The organism is Streptomyces sp. NPDC012935, assembly GCF_042900345.1.
Classification (GTDB): Bacteria; Actinomycetota; Actinomycetes; order Streptomycetales; family Streptomycetaceae; genus Streptomyces.
In genome coordinates this window covers 747,783-771,965 of record NZ_JBIBBC010000002.1, presented here as the reverse complement: position 1 = coordinate 771,965, position 24,183 = coordinate 747,783, and the positions used below count along the sequence as shown (strand labels likewise).

Annotated in this window: 21 protein-coding genes; 11 read left to right on the top strand and 10 right to left on the bottom strand. The window is 70.6% G+C overall.

Annotation, left to right across the window (positions count from 1 at the left end):
• Positions 1-275: 275 nt before the first annotated feature.
• On the bottom strand, positions 276-1,208 hold the full coding sequence (locus ACFY5C_RS08900; RefSeq protein WP_389442147.1) for a Ppx/GppA family phosphatase: 933 nt from the start codon (positions 1,206-1,208) through the stop codon (positions 276-278).
• Between the two features lie 74 nt (positions 1,209-1,282).
• Between ACFY5C_RS08900 and ACFY5C_RS08895 the strand changes: the two genes are divergently transcribed.
• A complete protein-coding gene (locus ACFY5C_RS08895) occupies positions 1,283-2,152 on the top strand; it encodes a hypothetical protein (RefSeq protein ID WP_389442145.1) in 870 nt (289 codons plus the stop codon).
• 23 nt (positions 2,153-2,175) lie between these two features.
• On the opposite strand, the gene ACFY5C_RS08890 is transcribed toward ACFY5C_RS08895, so the two are convergent.
• On the bottom strand, positions 2,176-3,960 hold the full coding sequence (locus tag ACFY5C_RS08890) for a hypothetical protein (RefSeq protein WP_389442142.1): 1,785 nt from the start codon (positions 3,958-3,960) through the stop codon (positions 2,176-2,178).
• 210 nt (positions 3,961-4,170) lie between these two features.
• Here ACFY5C_RS08890 and radA point away from each other — a divergent pair, with 210 nt between their 5' ends.
• Together radA and disA are read left to right on the top strand one after the other, a co-directional pair.
• The gene (gene radA, locus ACFY5C_RS08885) at positions 4,171-5,580 is read left to right on the top strand and encodes a DNA repair protein RadA (protein WP_389442139.1); all 1,410 of its coding nucleotides are present in this window, start codon (positions 4,171-4,173) and stop codon (positions 5,578-5,580) included.
• Between the two features lie 80 nt (positions 5,581-5,660).
• Positions 5,661-6,785, top strand: coding sequence for a DNA integrity scanning diadenylate cyclase DisA (disA, locus tag ACFY5C_RS08880; protein ID WP_328425026.1), 1,125 nt, complete (start codon positions 5,661-5,663; stop codon positions 6,783-6,785).
• Between the two features lie 71 nt (positions 6,786-6,856).
• On the opposite strand, the gene ACFY5C_RS08875 is transcribed toward disA, so the two are convergent.
• Positions 6,857-7,681: a hypothetical protein gene (locus ACFY5C_RS08875; protein WP_389442137.1), complete on the bottom strand. Its 825-nt coding sequence runs from the start codon at positions 7,679-7,681 to the stop codon at positions 6,857-6,859.
• Positions 7,682-7,866: 185 nt separating this feature from the next.
• On the opposite strand from ACFY5C_RS08875, the gene ACFY5C_RS08870 reads away from it, so the two are divergent.
• Positions 7,867-8,499, top strand: a complete 633-nt coding sequence (locus ACFY5C_RS08870; protein WP_389442135.1) for a phosphatase PAP2 family protein — start codon at positions 7,867-7,869, stop codon at positions 8,497-8,499.
• A 3-nt stretch (positions 8,500-8,502) separates the two neighbouring features.
• Here ACFY5C_RS08870 and ACFY5C_RS08865 read toward each other — a convergent pair whose 3' ends face one another.
• Together ACFY5C_RS08865 and ACFY5C_RS08860 are read right to left on the bottom strand one after the other, a co-directional pair.
• The gene (locus ACFY5C_RS08865) at positions 8,503-9,162 is read right to left on the bottom strand and encodes a response regulator (RefSeq protein ID WP_389442132.1); all 660 of its coding nucleotides are present in this window, start codon (positions 9,160-9,162) and stop codon (positions 8,503-8,505) included.
• The gene (locus ACFY5C_RS08860; protein WP_389442130.1) at positions 9,159-10,802 is read right to left on the bottom strand and encodes a sensor histidine kinase; all 1,644 of its coding nucleotides are present in this window, start codon (positions 10,800-10,802) and stop codon (positions 9,159-9,161) included. The genes ACFY5C_RS08865 and ACFY5C_RS08860 overlap by 4 nt, the downstream gene beginning before the upstream one ends.
• Before the next feature lie 228 nt (positions 10,803-11,030).
• Between ACFY5C_RS08860 and ACFY5C_RS08855 the strand changes: the two genes are divergently transcribed.
• The 5 genes from ACFY5C_RS08855 (at position 11,031) to cseC (ending at position 15,976) form a co-directional block, all read left to right on the top strand.
• On the top strand, positions 11,031-11,966 hold the full coding sequence (locus ACFY5C_RS08855; protein ID WP_389442128.1) for an A/G-specific adenine glycosylase: 936 nt from the start codon (positions 11,031-11,033) through the stop codon (positions 11,964-11,966).
• Positions 11,967-12,318: 352 nt separating this feature from the next.
• Complete coding sequence (locus ACFY5C_RS08850; protein ID WP_003999062.1) at positions 12,319-12,858, top strand: SigE family RNA polymerase sigma factor; 540 nt, start codon at positions 12,319-12,321, stop codon at positions 12,856-12,858.
• The gene (locus ACFY5C_RS08845; protein WP_389442126.1) at positions 12,846-13,595 is read left to right on the top strand and encodes a hypothetical protein; all 750 of its coding nucleotides are present in this window, start codon (positions 12,846-12,848) and stop codon (positions 13,593-13,595) included. The genes ACFY5C_RS08850 and ACFY5C_RS08845 overlap by 13 nt, the downstream gene beginning before the upstream one ends.
• Before the next feature lie 144 nt (positions 13,596-13,739).
• Positions 13,740-14,444 (top strand): two-component system response regulator CseB, encoded by a 705-nt coding sequence (gene cseB / locus ACFY5C_RS08840; protein WP_389442123.1) that lies wholly within the window; start codon positions 13,740-13,742, stop codon positions 14,442-14,444.
• 11 nt (positions 14,445-14,455) lie between these two features.
• Complete coding sequence (gene cseC, locus ACFY5C_RS08835; protein WP_389442121.1) at positions 14,456-15,976, top strand: two-component system sensor histidine kinase CseC; 1,521 nt, start codon at positions 14,456-14,458, stop codon at positions 15,974-15,976.
• Positions 15,977-16,034: 58 nt separating this feature from the next.
• Here the strand turns inward: cseC and ACFY5C_RS08830 are convergent, their stop codons facing one another.
• The 3 genes from ACFY5C_RS08830 to ACFY5C_RS08820 all read right to left on the bottom strand — a co-directional run bounded on the left by ACFY5C_RS08830 (position 16,035) and on the right by ACFY5C_RS08820 (position 18,676).
• On the bottom strand, positions 16,035-16,469 hold the full coding sequence (locus ACFY5C_RS08830) for a VOC family protein (RefSeq protein ID WP_362383986.1): 435 nt from the start codon (positions 16,467-16,469) through the stop codon (positions 16,035-16,037).
• Between the two features lie 60 nt (positions 16,470-16,529).
• Entirely contained in the window at positions 16,530-16,976 is a 447-nt protein-coding gene (locus ACFY5C_RS08825) for a helix-turn-helix transcriptional regulator (RefSeq protein WP_369272657.1), read from the bottom strand.
• Between the two features lie 101 nt (positions 16,977-17,077).
• Positions 17,078-18,676 carry an MDR family MFS transporter gene (locus tag ACFY5C_RS08820; protein ID WP_389442118.1) on the bottom strand — a complete coding sequence of 533 codons (1,599 nt, stop codon included), beginning with the start codon at positions 18,674-18,676 and terminating at the stop codon, positions 17,078-17,080.
• A gap of 118 nt (positions 18,677-18,794) precedes the next feature.
• Between ACFY5C_RS08820 and ACFY5C_RS08815 the strand changes: the two genes are divergently transcribed.
• On the top strand, positions 18,795-19,382 hold the full coding sequence (locus ACFY5C_RS08815; protein WP_389442115.1) for a TetR/AcrR family transcriptional regulator: 588 nt from the start codon (positions 18,795-18,797) through the stop codon (positions 19,380-19,382).
• 13 nt (positions 19,383-19,395) lie between these two features.
• Here the strand turns inward: ACFY5C_RS08815 and ACFY5C_RS08810 are convergent, their stop codons facing one another.
• Positions 19,396-20,016: a M23 family metallopeptidase gene (locus ACFY5C_RS08810; protein ID WP_389442242.1), complete on the bottom strand. Its 621-nt coding sequence runs from the start codon at positions 20,014-20,016 to the stop codon at positions 19,396-19,398.
• Between the two features lie 499 nt (positions 20,017-20,515).
• Here ACFY5C_RS08810 and ACFY5C_RS08805 point away from each other — a divergent pair, with 499 nt between their 5' ends.
• The gene (locus ACFY5C_RS08805; protein ID WP_389442113.1) at positions 20,516-21,163 is read left to right on the top strand and encodes an HAD family acid phosphatase; all 648 of its coding nucleotides are present in this window, start codon (positions 20,516-20,518) and stop codon (positions 21,161-21,163) included.
• A 73-nt stretch (positions 21,164-21,236) separates the two neighbouring features.
• Here the strand turns inward: ACFY5C_RS08805 and ACFY5C_RS08800 are convergent, their stop codons facing one another.
• Complete coding sequence (locus ACFY5C_RS08800) at positions 21,237-23,762, bottom strand: ATP-dependent Clp protease ATP-binding subunit (RefSeq protein WP_389442111.1); 2,526 nt, start codon at positions 23,760-23,762, stop codon at positions 21,237-21,239.
• Positions 23,763-24,183 lie beyond the last annotated feature (421 nt).

Sequence of the window (24,183 nt, the reverse complement as noted above, 5' to 3'; positions counted from 1 at the left end):
GGCCGTCCTGGCAGGCCCCCGTCCTCACCGCCGAACGTCTGGACCACGGCCGTCTGAAGGCGGGTTCGCGGTTCCGCTGGACGACACCCGCGCCCCCCCCCCCCCCCCCCCCCCCCCCCCCCCGCGCCCCCCCCCCCCCCCCCCCCGCCGGCGCCCCCGACCCACCCCACCGCACCGCAGGCGCTACGCGCACCCCCACCGAACCGCGACAGGCCGCCGCAGGCATCCCACCCCAGGCACCCCCACCCAACCCCCACAGGCCGCCGCAGGCACCGTCACTCCACGGACATGTGATCCAACTTCCGCAGAATGACGCCCTCCCGCAACGCCCAGGGACAGACCTCCAGCGTCTCCACCCCGAACAGATCCATCGCCCCCTCGGCCACCAACGCCCCCGCGAGCAGCTGACCCGCCCGCCCCTCGGAAACCCCGGGCAGTTCCGCCCGCTGGACCACCGTCATCCCTGCCAGTCGCGGAACCCACGCCTCCAAGGACTCCCGCTTCAGCTCGCGCTGGGCGTACAGGCCCTCCGCGGAGCGGGCGGCGCCGGCGATGCGGGCCAGTTGCTTGAAGGTCTTGGAGGTGGCGACCACGTGATCGGGCGCGCCGAACCGGGTGAATTCGCCGACCGTACGGGCGATCTGCGCACGGACATGCCGCCGCAGCGCCCGTATGTCCTCCGGCTCCGGCGGATCACCCGGCAGCCAGCCGGCCGTCAGCCGCCCCGCGCCCAGCGGCAGCGACACCGCCGCGTCCGGCTCCTCGTCGATGCCGTACGCGATCTCCAGGGACCCGCCCCCGATGTCCAGCACCAGCAGCTTCCCGGCCGACCACCCGAACCACCGCCGCGCGGCGAGGAAGGTCAGCCGGGCCTCCTCCGCACCGGTGAGAACCTGCAGCTCAACCCCGGTCTCATCCTTCACGCGGGCGAGCACGTCATCGGCGTTGGTGGCCTCCCGCACCGCGGACGTCGCGAACGGCAGCACCTCCTCGGCGCCCTTGTCCTCGGCGGCCTGCAGCGCCTCATGGATGACGCCGATCAGCTTGTCGATGCCCTCGGGTCCGATGGCCCCGCTGTCGTCGAGGAGTTGGGCAAGGCGCAGTTCCGCCTTGTGCGAGTGCGCGGGCAGCGGGCGCGCGCCGGGGTGCGCATCCACCACCAGGAGATGCACCGTGTTGGATCCAACGTCGAGGACACCGAGTCTCATGTACGGCACGCTACTGCCACCCGGTCGATCCTCCGTCCTCGAAGCCGCAGGTACGGACGCCGTACCCTGGACCCGTGCCAAAGACGAAAAAGGCGAAGACCGACAAGACGGCCAAATCAGCCAAGGGTTCTTCGCAGGCGAAGGCAGCCACGAAGTCGAAGAAGCCCACGAACCCCGCGAAGACCTCCCAGGAACCGGACGAGAAGGGGCTGGACTTCGCACGCGCATGGGTGGAGTTCCCGGATCCGGCGGACGACGAGCAGGTCTTCCGGTGTGATCTGACATGGCTGACCTCCCGCTGGAACTGCATCTTCGGCAGCGGCTGCCAGGGCATCCAGGCAGGCCGCGCGGACGACGGCTGCTGCACGCTGGGCGCGCACTTCTCCGACGAGGACGACGAGAAGCGGGTCGCCGAACATGTGGCGAGGCTCACGCCGGAGATCTGGCAGCACCATGACGAGGGCTTGGAGCACGGCTGGATCTCCGAGGACGAGGACGGCGACCGCCAGACCCGCCCCTTCAACGGCTCGTGCATCTTCCAGAACCGCCCCGGCTTCGCGGGCGGCGCGGGCTGCTCGCTGCACATCCTCGCCCTGAAGGAGGGCCGCGAGCCGCTGGAGACCAAGCCGGACGTCTGCTGGCAGCTGCCGGTCCGGCGGACGTACGACTGGATCGACCGGCCCGACGACACCCGGGTGCTGCAGGTGTCGATCGGTGAGTACGACCGTCGCGGCTGGGGCCCGGGGGGTCACGACCTGCACTGGTGGTGCACCTCGGCGACCTCCGCGCACGGCGCGGGCGACCCGGTGTACGTGTCGTACCGGCCGGAGCTGATCGAACTGATGGGCAAGGCGGGCTACGACCGCCTGGTCGAGCTGTGCGAGGAGCGGCTGGCGTCGCAGCTGCCGCTGCTGGCACCGCATCCGGCGGATCCCGTCGGCTGACGGACCGGGCAGGGACCGGCGGTTTACGACCCCGACGGGCTCGGATCGCCGCTCCCGCTGGGCGGCGGCGTCGAGCCCCCCGGGTCGGACGGGCCGGACTCGGACGGCTCGCCGGGTGTGGGCGGCGGGTCGGAGGGCGAGGTCGGCGGGTCGCTCGGCGTCGGGTCGGTCGGAGCGGGGGTCGTCGGCGTCGGATCGGGCCCCGAGGACGAGGGCGGTGGGTCGCTGGGGGTTGCGGGGTCGGTCGGATCGGTGGGGTGGGGGTTGCTGGGATACGGGCCGGGGCCCTGTCCCGGGCCGGAGGGGCTGGGGGCGGTGCCGTAGCCCTCGATGGAGACGAGGGCACCGGCGGGTGAGATCGCCACCCGTGCGCTCCAGTACCCGGACGGCTCCCGCAGATGGTCGACGTACACCTTGATCGTCAACGACTCACCGGGCGCCAGCGTTCCCGCCGACTGACTCAAGTAGAGCCAGTGCGCACCGGTGCTCGCGGACCAGCGCACCGGCATACGCCCCGTCGCCCTGAGGGTGACGAGCGTGGTGTCGCCGCTGTTGTCGGCCGACACCTCCAGGCCGGCGACGCCCGCCCCGCGCGCGCCGCTGACGCTGACGACCTCCACGGAGACGTCCGGTTTGCCGCGGTCGCCGAAACTGTCACCGCGTCTGGTGCTCGCGTTGCCCGCGTTCTCATAGCCTTCGCCCGCGGCCTCCCCGTCGAGGCTGCCGGGGCCCTGTGCCTCGCTCGCACTGGCCGAGCTGCCGTCGACGCCCTCGCCGGTCGGCGTGCCCCGGTAGGCGGCCCAAAGGGCGATGACGGGGGCGGCGACGACGGTGGCGACGACCGTCGTCGTCACCGCACGCGCGCGTAGCCGGTCCCTGCGGGCGGCTCGATCCTTCGGGTCCATCGGGAACCCACGCCGGTCGAAGCGCGGCACGGCCACGCCCCGCGCGCGTGGGGCGTGCGCGAGGGCCATGTGCAGGGCCGCGCGGGGCGCCTGGAGGACGGGCAGTTCGGCGGGGGTGACGGCCGCGCCGGGCCACCGGCCGGGGATCGCGCGCTCGGCGGTACGGCGGCAGCGCGGGCAGTCGTCGACGTGCCGGACGAGCTCGCGGCGCAGGGCCGTGCCGAGCACGAGCTGGTTGTCGCCGGTGAGCCGGGCGACGCCCGGACAGGCGCCGGTCTCGACGACGGCGAGGGCCGCGCGCGTGCGCTCGACCTCGCAGGCGGCGGAGGCGAGCAGCTCACGGGCGGCGGCCAGGTCCATGCCGAGGACGGCGGCGACCTCGTGGGTGGCGAGGTGATGGCGTACGGCGAGTTCGAGGGCCTCGCGCTGCTCCGGGGTGGTGCCTGCGGCCTCCGGCCAGGCCAGCAGGGCCAGTTCGCGGCGCCGCTGTTCCTGGACCTCCTCGGCGACGACGGGCCGGGCGGCCTGTGTCCCCGCGTGCCGACGGGCGCCGGAGCGGCTGGCCGCGTGGCTGCCCTGACGTTTCTGCTTGGCCTCGGCCAGCTTGCGCAGACACGCCCAACGGGCCAGCGCGTACAGCCAGGGCCGTCGGTCCGCGGCGGCCTCCGGCACGCGCTGCCCGCGTCGTTCGGCGAGCGCGAGGACGTCGCCGAGGGCGGCGGTCGCGGTGTCGTGGTCGCACAGCACGGACAGGCAGTAGGTGAACAGCCCGTCCAGGTACGGCTCGTAGCGCGCGGGCGGCCGCTGCGCCACCGTACGAGCCGCCGCACGATCGCGCGCCTCTCGATGCGCCCGGTGCGCGCCGGCCGTGCGGGTCGAGGTCTCCGGACTGCTGCTCATCATTGGTGGACCGTAGGCGGCACCGGGTGGCACCTTCTCCCTGCTTGAGCAGTTTTACTCCGTACGGGTGAAACGATCCCTCAATAGGGGACAGGAGCGCCGGATTCCATGGTTTGTGCATGACGAGAAGGCCCCGAGCAGGCACGGAGCCGACCCGAAGCGGCTGTGCACAGCCGTACGGCGTTGTCAGTGGGCTCGGTTACGGTTCATCGCATGGCTGCCCGTACCAAGTCCACGAAGGACCGCCCGTCCTACCGCTGCACGGAGTGCGGCTGGCAGACGGCCAAGTGGCTCGGCCGCTGCCCCGAGTGCCAGGCCTGGGGGACGGTCGAGGAGTACGGCGCGCCCGCGGTCCGTACGACGACGCCGGGGCGGGTGACGACGTCCGCGCTGCCGATCGGCCAGGTCGACGGACGGCAGGCCACCGCGCGGCCCACCGGCGTGCCCGAGCTGGACCGGGTGCTCGGCGGCGGGCTGGTGCCCGGCGCCGTCGTCCTCGTCGCGGGCGAGCCCGGCGTCGGCAAGTCCACGCTGCTGCTGGACGTGGCGGCCAAGTCGGCGAGCGACGAGCACCGCACGCTCTATGTCACCGGCGAGGAGTCGGCGAGCCAGGTGCGGCTGCGCGCCGACCGCATCGGCGCCATCGACGACCACCTGTATCTCGCCGCCGAGACCGATCTGGCCGCCGTGCTCGGCCACTTGGACGCCGTGAAGCCGTCGCTGCTCGTCATGGACTCGGTGCAGACCGTGGCCTCCCCGGAGATCGACGGCGCACCGGGCGGCATGGCCCAGGTCCGCGAAGTGGCCGGCGCCCTGATCCGGGCGTCCAAGGAGCGCGGGATGTCCACCCTCCTTGTGGGGCACGTCACCAAGGACGGGGCCATCGCCGGACCCCGCCTCCTCGAACACCTCGTGGACGTGGTGCTCAGCTTCGAGGGCGACCGGCACGCGCGCCTGCGTCTCGTACGAGGCGTCAAGAACCGCTACGGCACGACGGACGAGGTCGGCTGCTTCGAACTGCACGATGAGGGCATCACGGGCCTAGCCGACCCAAGCGGACTTTTCCTGACGCGTCGCGCCGAACCGGTCCCCGGCACCTGCCTGACGGTCACCCTGGAGGGCCGCCGCCCCCTGGTGGCCGAAGTCCAGGCGCTCACCGTCGACTCACAGATCCCCTCGCCCCGCCGTACGACGTCCGGCCTGGAGACGTCCCGCGTCTCGATGATGCTGGCCGTCCTCGAACAGCGCGGCCGGATCAGCGCCCTCGGCAAGCGGGACATCTACTCCGCGACGGTGGGCGGAGTGAAGCTCTCGGAGCCCGCCGCGGACCTCGCCGTGGCCCTGGCCCTGGCCTCCGCCGCGAGTGACACACCTCTCCCCAAGAACCTCGTCGCGATCGGCGAGGTGGGCCTTGCGGGCGAGGTCAGACGGGTCACGGGCGTGCAGCGCAGGCTCGCCGAAGCACACCGGCTGGGCTTCACGCACGCCCTCGTACCGGGTGACCCGGGCAAGATCCCCGCGGGCATGAAGGTGCTGGAAGTGGCGGACATAGGGGACGCGCTGCGGGTCCTTCCGCGCTCGCGTCGCAGAGAGGCCCCACGGGACGACGACGACCGCCGGTAGACTTTGCCCAGGTCTCGCCCGTCCGTACGAACAGAATGTGCGAAACGGAGCGCCCCAGAACCTGCGACCGGAGGAGTGCAGTGGCAGCCAACGACCGGGCAGCAGCTCCCGGAAAGTCCGGTGGGAGCTCCGGTGCCGATGGCCTGATGCGCGCCTCACTGAGCGCCGTGGCACCCGGCACGGCCCTGCGCGACGGGCTTGAGCGGATCCTCCGCGGCAACACCGGCGGACTCATCGTGCTCGGCTCCGACAAGACCGTCGAGGTGATGTGCACGGGCGGATTCGTCCTGGATGTCGAGTTCACGGCGACGCGACTGCGCGAGCTGTGCAAGCTCGACGGCGGCATCGTGCTGTCGTCGGATCTGTCGAAGATCCTTCGCGCGGGCGTCCAGCTGGTACCGGACCCGACGATCCCCACTGAGGAGACGGGCACCCGGCACCGCACGGCGGACCGGGTCAGCAAGCAGGTCGGCTTCCCGGTCGTCTCGGTCTCCCAGTCCATGCGGCTGATCGCGCTCTACGTCGACGGCCACCGCCGCGTCCTGGAGGACTCGGCGGCGATCCTCTCCCGCGCCAACCAGGCCCTCGCGACCCTGGAGCGCTACAAGCTCCGCCTCGACGAGGTCGCGGGAACGTTGTCAGCGCTGGAGATCGAGGACCTGGTGACGGTCCGCGACGTCTCGGCGGTCGCCCAGCGCCTGGAGATGGTCCGGCGCATCGCGACCGAGATCGCCGAGTACGTGGTGGAGCTCGGCACCGACGGACGTCTCCTCGCCCTCCAGCTGGACGAGTTGATCGCGGGTGTGGAGCCCGAGCGCGAGCTCGTGGTGCGCGACTACGTCCCCGAGCCGACGGCGAAGCGCTCCCGCACGGTCGACGAGGCGCTGTACGAGCTGGACGCGCTCACCCACGCCGAGCTTCTCGAACTCTCCACGGTGGCAAGGGCGTTGGGCTACACCGGCTCCCCGGAGGCGCTGGACTCCGCGGTCTCCCCGCGCGGCTTCCGCCTCCTGGCCAAGGTTCCGAGGCTGCCGGGCGCGATCATCGACCGCCTGGTGGAGCACTTCGGCGGCCTGCAGAAGCTGCTCGCCGCGAGCGTGGACGACCTCCAGACGGTGGACGGCGTCGGCGAGGCCCGGGCACGCAGCGTCCGTGAGGGCCTGTCGCGGTTGGCGGAGAGCTCGATCCTGGAGCGGTACGTCTAGCCGGACCGCTCCCGGCCTTCGCTCGGCCGGCTTCGCTCAACCGGCTTCTGCCCGCTGACGCCGCTGGTCGATCAGTCGTTCTCCAGCACGAACGACGCCTGCGCCGTCCCGAACCCCGGCGTCTTCGCCTCCACCAGATACGTCCCCGCCGGGGCGGCCCCCGCCGGCGGCGTCGCGCACTGCGGAGCGCTCGCCCTGCGGTCCCACTTCACGGTGTACGTGATGCTCTCGCCGGTGGGCACCCGGAACTTCAGGCTCCCGGAGACCTTGGGGCAGTCGGCGGAGGACCAGAAGGCGTCCTCGGATCCCGCCTGGGTGAGCGTCACCACGGCGTTCTTCGGGCCGAGGTCGACCTTGCAGTCGTAGCTGGAGGAGTTCGTCGCGGTCAGCAGCACGGCGGGGGTCTGGCCGGGCTCGTACGCGTTGCGCTGGCTGCGCACTGTCACCTTCACCGCGCCCGCGACACAGTCGGGCAGTGTGGAGCCCGCGGCGACCGCGTCGTCCGCGCCGACACCGCTGCCCGAGCCGCCGCCCGCGGATCCGCTGCCCGAACCGCCGGAACCCCCGTCACCGTCCCCCGACCCGCTGCCGTCGCCGTCGCCGGAGCCGTCACCGGACCCCGACCCGTCGGAGTCCCCACCGCCGGGCGTCTCGTCGCGCCCGCCCGGCGCCTCACTGATCGCCGGCCCGGAACTCGACGGGCCCGGAGTGATCGTCGAAGGCGCGGGATTCTTGCCGTCGGACCCGCCCTCGTCGTTCTTGCCGCCACCGCCGCCCGAGGTGAGCACCCAGGCGGCCAGCAGGGCCAACAGGGCGACCACAGACAGCATTACGGCCCTCCGACGCCAGTAGATGGAGGAGGGAAGCGGCCCGACCGGATTGCGCAGAGATCCCACGGCGCAAACTGTACGAGAGATCGGCGCGCTAGCTTGCTCCACCCGCCGCCGAAGGCCGCAACTTTTCCGGATCATCATCCCGGAAACCGCCCGGCGAGCCCGCTCCACCCCTGTCTTCCGTCAGGCGCGACACCTGCCGATCGCAGGATGTGACGGTATCGGCCCGCCGCCTACGGTCCGTGACCATGGACTTCGAGGACGCGGAGCTCTACCGCGACATCACCGACTTCGCCCGCGACACCCCTACGTGGGTACAACACACCGCCGAGATATGGACGGAGGCCGGACTGCTGCTGTTCGCCGCCCTGTTCGTCACCGCGTGGTGGCGAGCCAGACAGGGCACCACCCGGGCCTTCGCGATCGCGGTCCTTGCACCTCTGGCCACGGCTGTGGGGTACGTCTGCAGTGAGCTCCTCAAGTCGGTTGTCACACAGGAACGTCCGTGCCGAGCGGTACCGGACGCGACCACCTCTCTCGCCGTCTGCCCGCCACCCGGCGACTGGTCCTTCCCCAGCAACCACGCCGCCATCGCGGGCGCCGCGGCCGTCACCGTGGCCCTGACCAGGCAGGCGCTCCTGTGGCTGACGGCCCCCATGGCTCTGCTCATGGCCTTCTCCCGCGTCTTCGTCGGCGTGCACTATCCGCACGACGTCGCGGCGGGCCTCGTCCTCGGCGCGGTCGTCGCCGTGGCGGCCGTACGGCTCGGCACCGGCCCGGCGATCCGGCTGGCTGAGGCGATGCGGGCCTCGTCGGCGCCCGCCGTACGGTGGTTCACCGGGCCGGGACCCGAGCGGGTGGCGTCGTACGACATGCGCTGAGCCTCATGGCTCCACCAGGCCCGCCTCGTACGCCACGATCGCCGCCTGCACCCGGTTGCGCACCCCCAACCGGTCCAGCACCGCGCTCACATACGCCTTCACCGTGCCCTCGACGAGATGCAGCCGGGCGGCGATCTCCGGGTTGGACAGGCCCGCGCCGACGAGCCCGAGCACCTCGCGCTCGCGCGGGCTGAGCTCGGCCACGCGTGCGCGTGCGGCGGCCTCGCGGCCGAGCCGCCCGTCGCTGCCGCCGAGCCCGTCAATGACATGGCGGGCCACCTTCGGCGACAGGAAGGCCGCGCCGCCCGCCACCGCCCGTACGCCCGCGATCAGTTCGTACGGGTCCCCGGACTTCAGCAGGAACCCGGTGGCGCCGCCGCCGAGCGCGCGGGCCACGTAAGCCTGTTCGGAGAAGGTGGTGAGCATCGCGACGGCCGTGCCGGGGACGCTGCGTACGATCTCCTCGGCCGCCGCGAGCCCGTCCAGGCGTGGCATACGGATGTCCAGCAGGGCCACGTCCGGCCGGTGCGCCCGGGCCAGCTCGACCGCCTCGCGCCCGTCGCCGGCCTCCGCGACGACCTCCGTCTCACCGCCGCTCGTCAGGATGGCGCGCACGCCGGCCCGCACCATCGTCTCGTCGTCGGCCAGCAGTACGCGGATCACCGTACGAACTCCTCGTCTGTGGAAGGGCGTTGGGACAGACCCACCCTGGGGATCACGTCCTTGGCGACGAGCCGCCCGGCGTCGTCGAAGCAGAGCCGGAAGTGGTCGACGGAGACGAGGAGTTCGCCGCTGGCGCGGTAGTAGCGGCAGTCGCTGCCCTCCGGGGGCGGCACGGGCGCGCGGTCGACCGGCGCGTCCCGCACGCTGCGGTCCGGCAGGACGTGCGCGAGGTCCCCGTCCGACGCTCCGAGCCGCAGCTCGGCGTAGGCCGCGGGCGGCAGCACCGAGTGGGTCTCCGTGTACGCGTACCAGGCGAGCCCCCCGCCGACGAGCACGACGCCCGCGGCAGCGGCGGCCGCGAGCGCCAGGACGACACGGCGACGGGCCCGGGTGTAGGGGGCGTGCGGGGCCGGGATCGGCGGTACGGCTGGGGCGACGCCCTGTTCGGGGACGTACGCCCACACGCGGAAGCCGTCGCCACAGGGACCGGCCTCGAAGTCACCTCCGACCGCGGTGACGGCGGCGCGGAGGGCTTGCAGGCCGGTGCCGCCGGAGGAGAGGGAAGGGGAGCTCGGGGAGGTGGCCGAGGACGAACCAGGCGCCGCGGACGACCCGTTGGGGGCCCCGGTCCCCTCCGCCACCGAGCCCCACCCACTGGTCACCGTGACCGCCGTACCGCCCGCCTCCCTGGCCGCCACCACGGTTACCTCGGCACCGGGGGCGTACCGGGCGGCGTTCGTCAGCGCCTCGCGGACCACCCGGTACAGCACCCGCTCGGCGACACCGCCCGGTTCCGGCGCCCCTGCCGTACCGCCCTCGGGCCCCGCCCAGCGCACCGGAAGCCCCGACTCGGCGGCGCGGGCGACGAGTTGTTCGACCGTCTCCCCCGGTGGGCTCAACGACACCGGCTCGTCCTCCTCCCGCAGCACGCCGATGATGCGGTGCAGTCGGTCGGTGGCGTCCGCAGCCGCCGCGCGCAGGTCGGCAGCCGCGGTGCGGTGGTGGTCCGGGAGGTCGGGGGCGACCTGGAGGGCGCCCGCGCGCAGGGCGATGAGGCTCAGCTCGTGGCCCAGGGAGTCGTGCATGTCCTGGGCGATCCGGGCCCGCTCGCGCAGCCGGGCCCGCTCCTCGGCGATGCGCTGCTCGCCCTCCAGACGCGCGGCCCGGTTCCAGCCGGCCGCGGTCAGCTGACGGCTCTGCCGCCAGTAGCGGCCACCGAGCCAGGGGAGGACACAGCCGAACAGCAACGTGCCCGTCAGCACCACCCACTCCGGCGCCGGATCGACCCCGAACAGCGCGATCCTCGCCGTACCGAAACACCCGACGCTCCCGAAGGCGACGACGGCCGGCCGCACCCGTTCCGCCCGCAGACCGAGCAGCAGCGCGAAGACGCCGAGCGCGGGGCCGTAGGAGACGGTGAACAGGGCGGGGGCCGCCACCAGACTCAGTACGGCCGTCAGGGCGAAAGCCACCAGCGGGCGCCACCGGGCCATGGCCACCGCGGCGCCGAGCACGGCCACCCCGGCCAGCTGCTGCCACGCGGCACGCGGCTCGTTCATTCCGAGCCGGTCGGCCGTGAGCGCGGGCAGCACGAGGGCGGCCCACAGGAGGCAGGCCCGCCATATACGAGGACGTTCCATCCGCCCGACGCTACAAGCGAGGGGCGGGGGCCACTGCTGTCGATCGTCAGGTGCAGGGGCTTTCAGCCCGTCCGGCGTTCGAGGACGAGGCCCTCCGGGCCGAAGCGGGGGTCTGGGGGCCGCAGGCCCCCAGGGACCGCCACCCACCACCCACTCGCGGCCGCAAAACGCACCGCCACCACCACCTACCCACCCGACCGCCCCCAACGTGGCAGGATCGGAAAGGCCATGACTGCGCCCACGAAGCCCCCGTACAGCCACTCCACCGACGCCGGCGGCGACGCCCCCCTCGCCAAGCCGCTGCAAGCAACCGTCATCGACTGGTTCGACGAGAACGCCCGCGACCTCCCCTGGCGGCGCCCCGAAGCCGGTCCCTGGGGAGTGATGGTCAGTGAGTTCATGCTGCAGCAGACGCCCGTGAACCGCGTCCTGCCCGTCTACGAGCAGTGGCTCTCCCGCTGGCCCCGCCCCGCCGACCTCGCCAAGGACGCCCCCGGCGAGGCCGTCCGCGCCTGGGGCCGGCTCGGCTACCCACGCCGCGCCCTGCGGCTGCACGGTGCCGCTGTCGCCATAGCGGAACGGCACGGCGGCGACGTACCGACCGACCACGCCCAGCTCCTCGCGCTGCCCGGCATCGGCGAGTACACGGCCGCGGCGGTCGCCTCCTTCGCCTACGGTCAGCGGCACCCCGTCCTGGACACCAACGTCCGCCGGGTCCTCGCCCGTGCCGTCACCGGCGTGCAGTACCCGCCGAACGCCACCACCGCCGCGGAACGCAAGCTCGCCCGCACACTGCTCCCCGACGACGAGGGCACCGCCGCCCGCTGGGCCGCGGCCTCCATGGAGCTCGGTGCGCTGGTGTGCACCGCGAAGAACGAGTCGTGCCACCGCTGCCCGATCGCCGCACAGTGCGCCTGGCAGCTCGCGGGCAAGCCGGAGCACGAGGGCCCGCCGCGCCGCGGTCAGACGTACGCCGGAACGGACCGTCAGGTGCGCGGCAAGCTGCTCGCCGTGCTCCGCGACGCCCATGCGCCCGTCCCGCAAGCCGCGCTCGACCGGGTGTGGCACGAGCCGGTGCAGCGTGCCCGTGCCCTGGACGGCCTCGTCTCGGACGGTCTGGTGGAGCCGCTGCAGGGCGGGATGTACCGGCTGCCACTGAGCTGACTTACCGTCAGATCACGCAGCCACGGCTGCGCCACGGCCGCACAGCCACGTCACAGCCGTAGAGCGTCTGCAACACAGAAGACACAGCCGCCGCACGGCCGCCATATAGCCACAATGCGGACATACCGCCACATACACTCCCTCAACTCCCCTGCCGTTTTACCCCTTTCCTTCTTCCGTTACACAACCGACGGACAGCCGAGCGCTAGCCGCAGGCTGCTTCGGACAGCCCCGTGACAACGCCTCCGTAGCTTCATTTCCGTACCCGACAGGCGGGGACGACTACGAACCACAGGCAGTGACAACCGGCGGCCAACGAGCCGACGGGTACGGGGAATCGGAGGCGGTCAACATGGCGCAGGGAGAGGTGCTCGAGTTCGAGGAGTACGTCCGCACCCGGCAGGACGCGCTGCTGCGCAGTGCCCGCCGGCTGGTCCCGGACCCGGTGGACGCCCAGGACCTGCTGCAGACGGCGCTGGTGCGGACGTACCACCGCTGGGACGGCATCGCGGACAAGCGACTCGCGGACGCCTATCTGCGCCGCGTCATGATCAACACGCGGACCGAGTGGTGGCGCGCCCGGAAGCTGGAGGAGGTGCCGACCGAGCAGCTGCCGGACGCCTCGGTCGACGACTCCACCGAGCAGCACGCGGACCGCGCCCTGCTGATGGACATCATGAAGGTGCTCGCTCCCAAGCAGCGCAGCGTCGTCGTGCTGCGACACTGGGAGCAGATGTCCACGGAGGAGACGGCCGCCGCCCTCGGCATGTCGGCCGGAACGGTCAAGAGCACGCTGCACCGGGCGCTCGCCCGGCTCCGCGAGGAGCTGGAGAGCCGCGATCTGGACGCACGCGCGCTGGAGCGTGAGGAGCGGGAGCGTTGCGCGGCCTAGGCACGACGACGGGCGGCACCAGGCGCACGGAAACGGGTGACAGGGGCACCGACGGGGACAGCGAGGAACTCGGCTCACCCCGGCCCGCGCCCGTCCGGGGGACCTTCCAGGCGGCGTTCACGGCGGTGGCCGTGGTCGTCGCCCTCGCCCTTTTCGCCTCCGGGTGCGCCACCGGCGGCACCGGCGCCCGCGACGAGGGACCGGCCCATGCCGACTCGGTGGGCGACGCGGCCGTCTCGTCCACGCTCGCGCCTTCGCCTTCGCCCTCGGCGTCGGCCTCGCCGGTGCCGGACCGGACGGAGGCCGTCCGCCTGGTCAAGGCGGACCCCACGGTCTCGGCGGAGGTCAAGCGCGAGCTGAAGCCGTGCGTCTCCGACGACTATCCCGTCGACGTGTCGTACGGCGACCTGACCGGCGGACCCACGGACGACATCGTGGTCAACGTCCTGTCCTGCAGCGATGCGGTCGGCGTCGGCTCCTACGTCTACCAGGAGTCGGGGGGCGAGTACCGCAATGTGTTCAAGGCCGAGGAGCCGCCCGTCTACGCGGAGATCGACCGCGGCTACCTGGTGGTGACCCAGCAGGTGTACGCGAAGGACGACGCGCTGTCGAACCCGTCCAGCGAGAACGTGATCTCATACGAGTGGACGTCCGGCCGCTTCGTCCTGAAGTTCAGGACACGCACGGACTACGGCACCCTCGGCAGTGACGAGGAGTCGGCGGCACCGGACGGCTGAGGTCCGGTCGCGACGGCAGTGAACGCATCGCGCGCTTCACGCGTCCCTCAAGTGGACACGTCCGACGCACCCGGAAGACGGGCACCGCCGACGAGCACCCCTGAAGGCACACGGCACACGAACACGAGGACTGAGAGCACCGGGATGGCAGACCAGACCCACGTCCTGTTCGTCGAGGACGACGACGTCATCCGCGAGGCCACCCAACTCGCCCTGGAGCGGGACGGCTTCGCGGTCACCGCCATGCCCGACGGGCTGTCGGGCCTCCAGGCGTTCCGCACGGACCGGCCGGACATCGCCCTGCTGGACGTCATGGTTCCGGGCCTGGACGGCGTCAGTCTGTGCCGCCGTATCCGCGACGAGTCGACCGTGCCGGTGATCATGCTCTCCGCCCGCGCGGACTCGATCGACGTGGTGCTGGGCCTGGAGGCCGGCGCCGACGACTATGTGACCAAGCCGTTCGACGGTGCCGTACTGGTCGCGCGGATCCGCGCGGTGCTGCGCCGCTTCGGGCACGCGAGCGGCCCCGACCGCGTGGACGAGGCCGAATCGTCCGCCACCGGCGGGATGCTGGCCTTCGGTGACCTGGAGGTCGACACCGAGGGCATGGAGGTGCGCCGGGGCGGGCAGCCGGTTGCCCTCACACCGACCGAGATGCGGCTCCTGCTGGAGTTCTCGTCGGCGCCGGGCACGGTGCTGTCGCGGGACAAGTTGCTGGAGCGCGTGTGGGACTACGGCTGGGGCGGCGACACCCGTGTCGTCGACGTCCATGTGCAGCGGCTGCGCCAGAAGATCGGCCAGGACCGTATCGAGACGGTCCGTGGCTTCGGCTACAAGCTGAAGGCCTGAGCGGGGCCGGCATGCGGGGGATGTTCAGACGCCCGGCTCCGTCCGGCGTGGTGCGCGCGGCGGGCCTCACGGACGCGGCCGACGCCGCGACCGTCGGTGGCCGTGGGGGCGGCATCGACGCGGGAACGCGCGCGGGCGCGCGCGTACGCGGCCGGTTGAGCGGTGGTCGCACGAGCGGTGGCCGTACGAGCGGCCGCAGCGGCGCGCGCGGGCGTGGGCGCCTGGGCAGCCGGCTGGCCATTCGGACGGGTCTGCGATGGAAGCTGAGCGCGGCGATCGCGCTGGTCGGCGCGCTCGTGGCGGTCGTGCTGAGCCTGGTCGTGCACAACGCGGCCCGGGTGTCGATGCTGGACAACGCGCGCGACCTCGCCGACGAGCGGATCCAGATCGCCCAGCGCAGCTATGAGCAGTCCAAGCGGCTGAACTTCCCCAACGCCACGATCGACGACCCGGAACTGCCCGCTGCGCTGCGGGAGAAGGTCGAGAAGGGCAGACGGGCCACCTATGTGATCGACACGCCCGGCGGCACGCCCGACATCTGGGCAGCCGTGCCGCTCAGCAACGGCCATGTCATGTCGCTGCACACCGGGTTCAGCGACAGCAGCGAGGACATCCTCGACGATCTCGACAAGGCGCTGATCATCGGCTCCATCGCGGTCGTCTTCGGTGGCAGCGCGCTCGGCGTCCTCGTCGGTGGGCAGTTGTCGCGCCGGCTGCGCAAGGCGGCGGCCGCGGCGAACCAGGTCGCGAGCGGGGAGCCGGACGTGCGGGTGCGGGACGCCATCGGGGGTGTCGTACGGGACGAGACCGACGATCTGGCGAGCGCGGTGGACGCGATGGCGGACGCGCTGCAGCAGCGGCTGGAGGCGGAGCGCCGGGTCACGGCGGACATCGCGCACGAGCTGCGCACGCCGGTGACCGGTCTGCTGACCGCGGCCGAACTGCTGCCGCCCAGCCGGCTCACCGAACTGGTCCTGGACCGGGCGAAGGCCATGCGCACGCTCGTGGAGGACGTCCTGGAGGTGGCCCGACTGGACAGCGCCTCGGAGCGGGCCGAGCTGCAGGACCTCATGCTCGGCGAGTTCGTCAGCCGGCGGGTCGCGGCCAAGGATCCCGATATCGAGGTGCGGGTCGTCCACGAGTCGGAGGTCACGACGGACCCGCGGCGCCTGGAGCGGGTGCTGTTCAACCTGCTGGCGAACGCCGCGAAGCACGGCCGGCCGCCGATCCAGGTCACGGTCGAGGGCCGGGTCATCCGCGTCCGCGACCACGGCCCCGGGTTCCCCGAGGACCTGCTCGCCGACGGGCCGAGCCGCTTCCGCACGGGCAGCAGTGACCGCGCCGGCCACGGTCACGGCCTCGGCCTGACGATCGCGGCAGGTCAGGCCCGGGTCCTCGGTGCCCGCCTGACCTTCCGCAACGTACGGCCGGCGGGCGCCGCGGACCATGTGCATGCGGAGGGCGCGGTGGCCGTCCTGTGGCTCCCGGAGCACGCGCCGACGAACACGGGAAGCTATCCGATGCTGCCGTAGGCCTGTTCTGATGCCGGCGCCGACGGTCGGGCCGGCTTTCGGGCAGCTCGGCGGCTGCTCACCCGAACGACTTCGAGAAGTCGAGCTCCTCGCTGCGCTCCGTCAGCGAGTACCAGTTGCCGTTGTCGTCACGGAAGATCGCCTCGATGCCGTACGGCCGCTCCTGCGGCTCCTGGATGAACTCCACCCCGCGTGCCTTGAAGGTCTCGTAGTCCCCACGGCAGTCGTCGGTCCGGAACGCTCCGGCCCCGATGACGCCCTTCCCGACGAGCGTCTTCAGCGCCTCGGAGGACTCGGGGTCGAGGCCGGGCCCGTCGAGGCTCATCAGCGCGAGCTCGACGTCGGGCTGGTCCTTGGCGCCCACGGTGACCCATCGCATGTCACCCATGGACAGGTCGTTGCGCACCTCGAAGCCGATCTTCTCGGTGAAGAAGGCCTTCGTGCGCTGCTGGTCGAACGTCCATACGGTGGTGATGCCGAGGCCCTTGATCATGACGGTGCCCTCCCGTGCTGTGGCTGGTTGTTCTCTCCGTCACGTTAGGCAGAGGCACGATCAGGGTGCTTCTCCAAACTTGCTCTCCTGCCCCTCCCCCTGCCGCTCCCCTTCGCGGCGCCGGAATCCGCCGGCCCACAGCATCGCGTAGCACCCCGGTATCAGCGCCGCTCCCCGCCCGACGTGCTTCTCCCGGTACTCGGTCGGCGTCAGCCCGGTCCGCGCCTTGAACCGCGCCGAGAACGTGCCGAGGCTGCTGAACCCGACCAGATGGCAGATCTCCGTCACGGTCAGATTGGCACCCCGCAGATACTCCTCGGCCCGCTCGATCCGCCGATGCGTCAGGTACTGGCCCGGCGTCTCCCCGTACGCCGCCTTGAACGCCCGCACGAAGTGATACCGCGAGTACCCGGCATGCGCGGCAACGGCGTCCAGATCGAGCCCCGGGTCGGCCCACTCCCGATCCATGGCGTCCTTCGCCAACCGCAACTGCCGCACCTTGCCCATGGGTCCGATGGTGACACGGCCCACTGACACTCCTCCTGGCACCGGCCAAGGCGAAGGCCCCCGGGACGGAACGTCACCGAGGGCCCGCACGAACCGCCGACTCAGACGGCCTCCACCACTGCCTTGGCCCCCGCACCATCCCCGGCGGCAGCGCCCCCGTCCGCGTCAGGCACCGGCCCCGCCCCTCGCAGCGGCACCTCCTTGACGAACACGGCCGCCACCAGAGCCACCACAGCCACCACGGCCCCCAGCAGGAACGCCGAATGCGTCCCCGCGGACACCGCGTGCTGGTAGGCATCGCGCACAGCCTCCGGCAGCTTCGCCAGACCCTCCGCATCCACCTGAGCCGACTGCTCGGTCACCCGCGCCCCCAGCGCCCCGCCACGCTCGGCCATGACGTCCTGTACCCGGCTGTTGAACAGCGCCCCCATGATCGCGACCCCGAACGAGGACCCGAGCGTACGGAACAGCGTGGTGGACGAGGACGCGACGCCCATGTCCTTCATCTCGACGCTGTTCTGCGCGACCAGCATGGTGATCTGCATCAGACAGCCCATGCCGAACCCGACCACGGCCATGAACACCCCGGACATGAACCGGCTCGTCCCGGTGTCCATCGTCGACAGCAGATACAGCCCGACGACCATCAGCACACTGCCCGCGACCGGGAACACCTTGTACCGACCGGTGTTCGTGGTCACACGCCCCGCGACCATCGAGGTCACCAGCATCGCCCCGAGCATCGGCAGCAGCAGAAGCCCGGAGTTGGTGGCGGAAGCCCCCTGCACCGACTGCTGGTACAGCGGCAGGAACAACGTCGCCCCGAACATCACGAACCCCACGATGAACCCGATCACGGACATCAGAGTGAAGTTCCGGCTGCGGAAGATGTGCAGCGGGACGACCGGCTCCGCCGCCTTGGTCTGCCAGAACACGAACCCGACGAGCGCGGCGACCCCGATCCCGGTGAGCTCCATGATCCGCGCGGACGTCCACGCGTACTCCGTACCGCCCCACGTGGTCACCAGCACGATCGCGGTGATCCCCACGGTCAGCAGCCCGGCCCCGAGATAGTCGATCCTCGCCTGCGCCCGCTTCCTCGGCAGATGCAGCACGACACTGATCGCGGCGAGCGCCACGACCCCGAGCGGCAGGTTGATGTAGAAGGCCCAGCGCCAGCCCCAGTGGTCGGTGATGGTGCCACCGACGAGCGGCCCGGCGATCATCGCGAGCGCCATCACGCCGGCCATCATGCCCTGGTACTTGCCGCGCTCCCGCGGCGGAATGAGATCACCGATGATCGCCATGACGCCGACCATCAGCCCACCGGCACCCAGCCCCTGCACGGCCCGGAACGCGATCAGCTGCCCCATGTCCTGGGCCATGCCGCTCAGGGCGGACCCGATGAGGAACAGCACGATCGACGCCATGAACATGCCCTTACGGCCGTACATGTCGCCGAGCTTGCCCCACAGCGGCGTGGAGGCCGCGGTCGCCAGCGTGTACGACGTCACGACCCACGAGAGGTGCTCCAGCCCGCCCAGCTCGCCCACGATGGTCGGCATCGCAGTGCCCACGATCATGTTGTCGAGCATCGCGAGCATCATCGTGATCATCAGCGCGAGCAGCACGACACGCACGCTCCTCGGCTGCTTACCCGCAGGCTCCGCCTCTGTGTCCACTGTTTTGGTGTCCGCCATGGTTCCCACTCCCCCGGCCACTTACTTGCCGCCCGGCTAGTTGTCTACGATCAGGGAACCTAGGCGCGTAATTAGCCGGGCGTCAAGTAAGTTTTATGGAAAGCCGAGGCGTACGAGGATGGGCGGCACCATGGACGGCACCAAGCAGCGGCGCCGCGGGAACACCCGCCAGCGCATCCAGGACGTAGCCCTCGAACTCTTCGCCGAGCAGGGCTACGAGAAGACCTCCCTGCGCGAGATCGCCGAGCGCCTGGAGGTCACGAAAGCGGCCTTGTACTACCACTTCAAGACGAAGGAAGAGATCATCGTCAGCCTCTTCGAGGACCTGACGAAGCCGATCGAGGACCTGATCGAGTGGGGCAGGCAGCAGCCGCACACCCTCGAGACCAAGCAGGAGATCGTACGCCGCTACAGCCAGGTCCTGACCGACGCGTCGCCGCTGTTCCGCTTCATGCAGGAGAACCAGGCGACGGTCCGCGATCTGAGCATCGGCGAGATGTTCAAGAACCGCATGCTCGGCATGCGCGACATCGTCATAGATCCGGACGCCGATCTGGTCGACCAGGTGCGCTGCATCAGCGCCCTGTTCACGATGCACGCCGGGATGTTCGTCATGAAGGACCTCGAAGGCGACCCCGAGGAGAAGCGCCAGGCCATCCTCGAGGTCGCCACGGACCTGATCACCCAGGCGCACAAGGGCGCCTGAACGGATCGGTCACTCAGATCTTCAGACCGTTGGCCCGCAGGAAGGACACGGGGTCGATGGCGGAGCCGTAGTTGGCACTCTTGCGGATCTCGAAGTGCAGGTGCGGACCGCTGGAGTTACCGGTGTTGCCGGACTTGGCTATGTGCTGGCCGGTCTTGACGACCTGGCCGATCTTCACGTCGATGCGCGACAGGTGGGCGTACTGGGAGAAGGTCCCGTTGCCGTGCTTGATGACGACGGCGTTGCCGTACGCGGGACCGTCACCGGCACCGTTGCCGCCGGCCTTGACGACCGTACCGCCGTGCGCGGCCATGACGTCGGTGCCGTTCGGGACGGCGAAGTCCTGCCCGCTGTGGGTGGACTGCCACATGCCGCCGGCCTGCGCGAAGCTGGCGGACTTCGTGTACTTCTTCACCGGGCTGACCCAGGAGGCCGCCTTCTTGGCGGCAGCCTTCTTCGCGGCGGCGCTCTGCGCCTGGACGGCGGTGGAGGCAGCGGGGGCGGAGCTCATCTCGGCAGCAACCGCGCCTCCGGCGCCCAGCACGACCGAGGCCCCCAGGCCGGCGGCCAGCACAGCCGCACGGGTGCGGAAGGTGGACGTACGGGACGAACGGAACGAGAAGCGCGGGGACATTCGAAACCTCACGGGGACGACGACAGAGAAAGCCACCCGACTGCTCAGGCATTCGCCGGATGGCCATCCCTTGGTAACCCCCGGCCCGGCGTAGGCCAAAACCCTCTATCTACGACGGACGCTAGTACTCCCCCACATAAATCCGCGCATCTTGACAGAGCCGCCATTACGGACGAACCAGCACGGATACCGAAACCTGCGGATCGATTCCTAGAGATACGTCCGTTTTGTCCATGCGGCCGTTTCCACTATTCCCTCTAGTAACGGACAAATCGCCTGTGCGGCATGTCACCGCTGAGTGCAATCGCAGGACCCCGGAATGTGACGGGCGCTACGCAACTCACCCGGCAAATGAGCCCGCAGAACTATGGACAGGTATGTGAGCGACGCCTCAACGTGAACTACCGTCCGGTAACCCGCTGGTTCCCCACCAGCCACTCCGAGCCACGAACATGCACGCGACAACAACACAGCGCACGTGACGTGAGAGGACCCCCACATGACGCTTCGTCGCCCCTGGGCACGCCGTATAGCGGTCAGCACCGTCTCAGCGGCCGCCCTCGTGGCCCTCGCGGTACCCGCCGAAGCGGCGACGGCCGCGACGAGCACCTCCACCACAGCCGCCGCCACGGCAACCACGGTGTCCTCGGCGGAGGTCGGCTACGACACCTGGCAGAAGGACTGCCAGGCGGTGATGGACCAGGCGCTGCCCTACCTGAAGCAGCGGATCGCCAACACCAAGCCGGGTGAGAAGCAGGCGATCGTCTTCGACATCGACAACACCACCCTGGAGACGGACTTCGGCTTCAGCTACCCGCAGCCGGCCAACGAGCCCGTCCGGGAGGTCGCCGAGTACGCCCAGGAGCACGGCGTCGCCCTCTTCTTCGTGACCGCCCGCCCGGGCATCATCTACTCGGTGACCGACTACAACCTCGAGTACCGCGGCTACCAGGTCTCCGGGCTGTACGTGCGCAGCTTCTTCGACCTCTTCAAGAACGTCGGCGACTACAAGACGGCCCAGCGCGTCGACATCGAGAAGAAGGGCTACACGATCATCGCGAACATCGGCAACAGCACCACCGACCTGTCGGGCGGCCACGCCGAGAAGGCGTACAAGCTGCCGGACTACAACGGGCAGCTTTCCTGACGGAGCGCGTGAAAAAGGGGCTGCCCCGGGACAAGTCCCGGGGCAGCCCCTTTGGTTCAGACGCAGCGCGCGGCTACGCCTCCTTGCTCAGGTTCGGACCGGTGCCACCGGCCGCCTGCTCGATCGGCGGGACGTCGGGCAGCGCCGCCTTCTCCTCGCCGCGGAAGGTGAAGGTCTTGGTCTCACCCTCGCCCTCGGTGTCCACGACCACGATGTGACCGGGACGCAGCTCGCCGAAGAGGATCTTCTCCGACAGCGAGTCCTCGATCTCGCGCTGGATCGTCCGGCGCAGCGGCCGGGCGCCCAGCACGGGGTCGTAGCCCTTCTTGGCCAGCAGCTCCTTGGCGGACTGGGAGAGCTCGATGCCCATGTCCCGGTCCTTCAGGCGCTCGTCCACCTTGCCGATCATCAGGTCGACGATCCGCAGGATGTCGTCCTGGGTCAGCTGCGGGAAGACGACCACGTCGTCGACGCGGTTGAGGAACTCGGGGCGGAAGTGCTGCTTGAGCTCGTCCGACACCTTGTTCTTCATGCGCTCGTAGTTGCTCTTCGTGTCGCCCGAGGCCGCGAAGCCCAGGTTGAAGCCCTTGGAGATGTCCCGGGTGCCGAGGTTGGTCGTCATGATGATGACCGTGTTCTTGAAGTCCACGACCCGGCCCTGGGAGTCGGTCAGGCGACCGTCCTCCAGGATCTGCAGCAGCGAGTTGAAGATGTCCGGGTGGGCCTTCTCGACCTCGTCGAAGAGGACGACGGAGAACGGCTTGCGGCGGACCTTCTCGGTCAGCTGACCGCCCTCTTCGTAGCCCACGTAGCCGGGGGGCGAACCGAAGAGACGCGAGACCGTGTGCTTCTCGCTGAACTCCGACATGTCGAGGGAGATCAGCGCGTCCTCGTCGCCGAAGAGGAACTCGGCGAGCGCCTTGGACAGCTCGGTCTTACCGACGCCGGACGGGCCGGCGAAGATGAACGAGCCACCGGGGCGCTTCGGGTCCTTCAGACCGGCACGCGTACGGCGGATCGCCTTCGACAGCGCCTTGACGGCGTCGACCTGGCCGATGACCCGCTTGTGGAGCTCGTCCTCCATGCGCAGCAGACGCGAGGACTCCTCCTCCGTCAGCTTGAAGACCGGGATGCCGGTGGCCGTGGCGAGGACCTCGGCGATCAGCTCGCCGTCGACCTCGGCGACGACGTCCATGTCGCCGGCCTTCCACTCCTTCTCCCGCTTGGCCTTGGCGGCCAGGAGCTGCTTCTCCTTGTCGCGCAGGGACGCGGCCTTCTCGAAGTCCTGCGAGTCGATCGCGGACTCCTTGTCCCGGCGGACACCGGCGATCTTCTCGTCGAACTCGCGCAGGTCCGGCGGCGCGGTCATCCGGCGGATACGCATCCGGGAACCGGCCTCGTCGATCAGGTCGATCGCCTTGTCCGGCAGGAAGCGGTCCGAGATGTACCGGTCGGCCAGGGTGGCGGCCTGGACCAGCGCCTCGTCGGTGATCGAGACGCGGTGGTGCGCCTCGTACCGGTCACGCAGACCCTTGAGGATCTCGATCGTGTGCGGCAGCGACGGCTCCGCGACCTGGATGGGCTGGAAGCGGCGCTCGAGGGCCGCGTCCTTCTCCAGGTGCTTGCGGTACTCGTCCAGCGTGGTGGCGCCGATGGTCTGCAGCTCACCGCGGGCCAGCATGGGCTTCAGGATGGAAGCCGCGTCGATGGCGCCCTCGGCGGCACCCGCACCGACCAGCGTGTGCAGCTCGTCGATGAACAGGATGATGTCGCCGCGGGTGCGGATCTCCTTGAGCACCTTCTTCAGGCGCTCCTCGAAGTCACCGCGGTAGCGGGAGCCGGCGACCAGCGCGCCGAGGTCGAGGGTGTAGAGGTGCTTGTCCTTGAGGGTCTCGGGCACCTCGCCCTTGACGATGGCCTGAGCGAGGCCCTCGACGACGGCGGTCTTGCCGACGCCGGGCTCACCGATCAGGACCGGGTTGTTCTTGGTACGGCGGGACAGCACCTGCATGACCCGCTCGATCTCCTTCTCGCGCCCGATGACCGGGTCGAGCTTGGACTCACGAGCGGCCTGGGTGAGGTTCCGGCCGAACTGGTCGAGGACCAGGGACGTCGAGGGCGTGCCCTCGGCAGGCCCGCCGGCGGTGGCGGTCTCCTTGCCCTGGTAACCGGAGAGCAGCTGGATGACCTGCTGCCGCACCCGGTTCAGATCTGCGCCCAGCTTGACCAGGACCTGGGCTGCGACGCCCTCGCCCTCACGGATCAGGCCGAGCAGGATGTGCTCCGTGCCGATGTAGTTGTGGCCCAGCTGAAGGGCCTCGCGGAGCGACAGCTCCAGGACCTTCTTGGCACGGGGGGTGAAGGGGATGTGCCCGGACGGGGCCTGCTGCCCCTGCCCGATGATCTCCTCCACCTGCTGGCGGACCGCCTCGAGCGAAATCCCGAGGCTCTCAAGGGCCTTGGCGGCGACACCCTCACCCTCATGGATCAGGCCCAGGAGGATGTGCTCGGTGCCGATGTAGTTGTGGTTGAGCATCCGGGCTTCTTCCTGAGCCAGGACGACAACCCGCCGCGCGCGGTCGGTGAACCTCTCGAACATCGTTAATCGCTCCTCAGAGCGGTCAGGCAGTGGGGGGAACTTCCCCTCCCTGTCCTTCCGCAGCTTAGTCCCGCAAGCGGGGACCGCTCATTCCAACTGCCGACACCGTCGATGGCCTCCTGACCCCGAACGCCGACATCTGCTCCAACCCGATGGTGCGAGACGATGTTCCCGCAGGCCAGGCACTTACCCTCTCCATCAGTACGCCGATGGCGAACGTAAGACCACCTTGCCTGCGTGTCGCCCCCTCCCACTAGGGATGTCTTACCCGCTGGGACTGACACTCCATGCCGCGCCCCCCGGTTCCCTCCGCTACGGGCGAACAACCTTGCGCCACCCCACACCCCCGCACGCCCCCCATTCAGACACTCTGCGCATCCGTCAGAACACCCAGCGTAACCCGCACGCCTATTCGGCGGTT

What these genes read in the sequence shown, in the direction of transcription:
- ACFY5C_RS08855 (WP_389442128.1), top strand. Translation starts at nt 11,031, where the DNA reads ATGACTGCGCCCACGAAGCCCCCGTACAGCCACTCCACCGACGCCGGC.
- ACFY5C_RS08830 (WP_362383986.1), bottom strand. Translation starts at nt 16,469, where the DNA reads ATGATCAAGGGCCTCGGCATCACCACCGTATGGACGTTCGACCAGCAG.
- ACFY5C_RS08815 (WP_389442115.1), top strand. Translation starts at nt 18,795, where the DNA reads ATGGGCGGCACCATGGACGGCACCAAGCAGCGGCGCCGCGGGAACACC.
- ACFY5C_RS08810 (WP_389442242.1), bottom strand. Translation starts at nt 20,016, where the DNA reads ATGTCCCCGCGCTTCTCGTTCCGTTCGTCCCGTACGTCCACCTTCCGC.
- ACFY5C_RS08890 (WP_389442142.1), bottom strand. Translation starts at nt 3,960, where the DNA reads ATGATGAGCAGCAGTCCGGAGACCTCGACCCGCACGGCCGGCGCGCAC.
- cseB (WP_389442123.1), top strand. Translation starts at nt 13,740, where the DNA reads ATGGCAGACCAGACCCACGTCCTGTTCGTCGAGGACGACGACGTCATC.
- ACFY5C_RS08825 (WP_369272657.1), bottom strand. Translation starts at nt 16,976, where the DNA reads ATGGGCAAGGTGCGGCAGTTGCGGTTGGCGAAGGACGCCATGGATCGG.
- ACFY5C_RS08860 (WP_389442130.1), bottom strand. Translation starts at nt 10,802, where the DNA reads ATGGAACGTCCTCGTATATGGCGGGCCTGCCTCCTGTGGGCCGCCCTC.
- ACFY5C_RS08900 (WP_389442147.1), bottom strand. Translation starts at nt 1,208, where the DNA reads ATGAGACTCGGTGTCCTCGACGTTGGATCCAACACGGTGCATCTCCTG.
- ACFY5C_RS08850 (WP_003999062.1), top strand. Translation starts at nt 12,319, where the DNA reads ATGGCGCAGGGAGAGGTGCTCGAGTTCGAGGAGTACGTCCGCACCCGG.
- ACFY5C_RS08800 (WP_389442111.1), bottom strand. Translation starts at nt 23,762, where the DNA reads ATGTTCGAGAGGTTCACCGACCGCGCGCGGCGGGTTGTCGTCCTGGCT.
- ACFY5C_RS08805 (WP_389442113.1), top strand. Translation starts at nt 20,516, where the DNA reads ATGACGCTTCGTCGCCCCTGGGCACGCCGTATAGCGGTCAGCACCGTC.
- ACFY5C_RS08870 (WP_389442135.1), top strand. Translation starts at nt 7,867, where the DNA reads ATGGACTTCGAGGACGCGGAGCTCTACCGCGACATCACCGACTTCGCC.
- ACFY5C_RS08820 (WP_389442118.1), bottom strand. Translation starts at nt 18,676, where the DNA reads ATGGCGGACACCAAAACAGTGGACACAGAGGCGGAGCCTGCGGGTAAG.
- radA (WP_389442139.1), top strand. Translation starts at nt 4,171, where the DNA reads ATGGCTGCCCGTACCAAGTCCACGAAGGACCGCCCGTCCTACCGCTGC.
- cseC (WP_389442121.1), top strand. Translation starts at nt 14,456, where the DNA reads ATGCGGGGGATGTTCAGACGCCCGGCTCCGTCCGGCGTGGTGCGCGCG.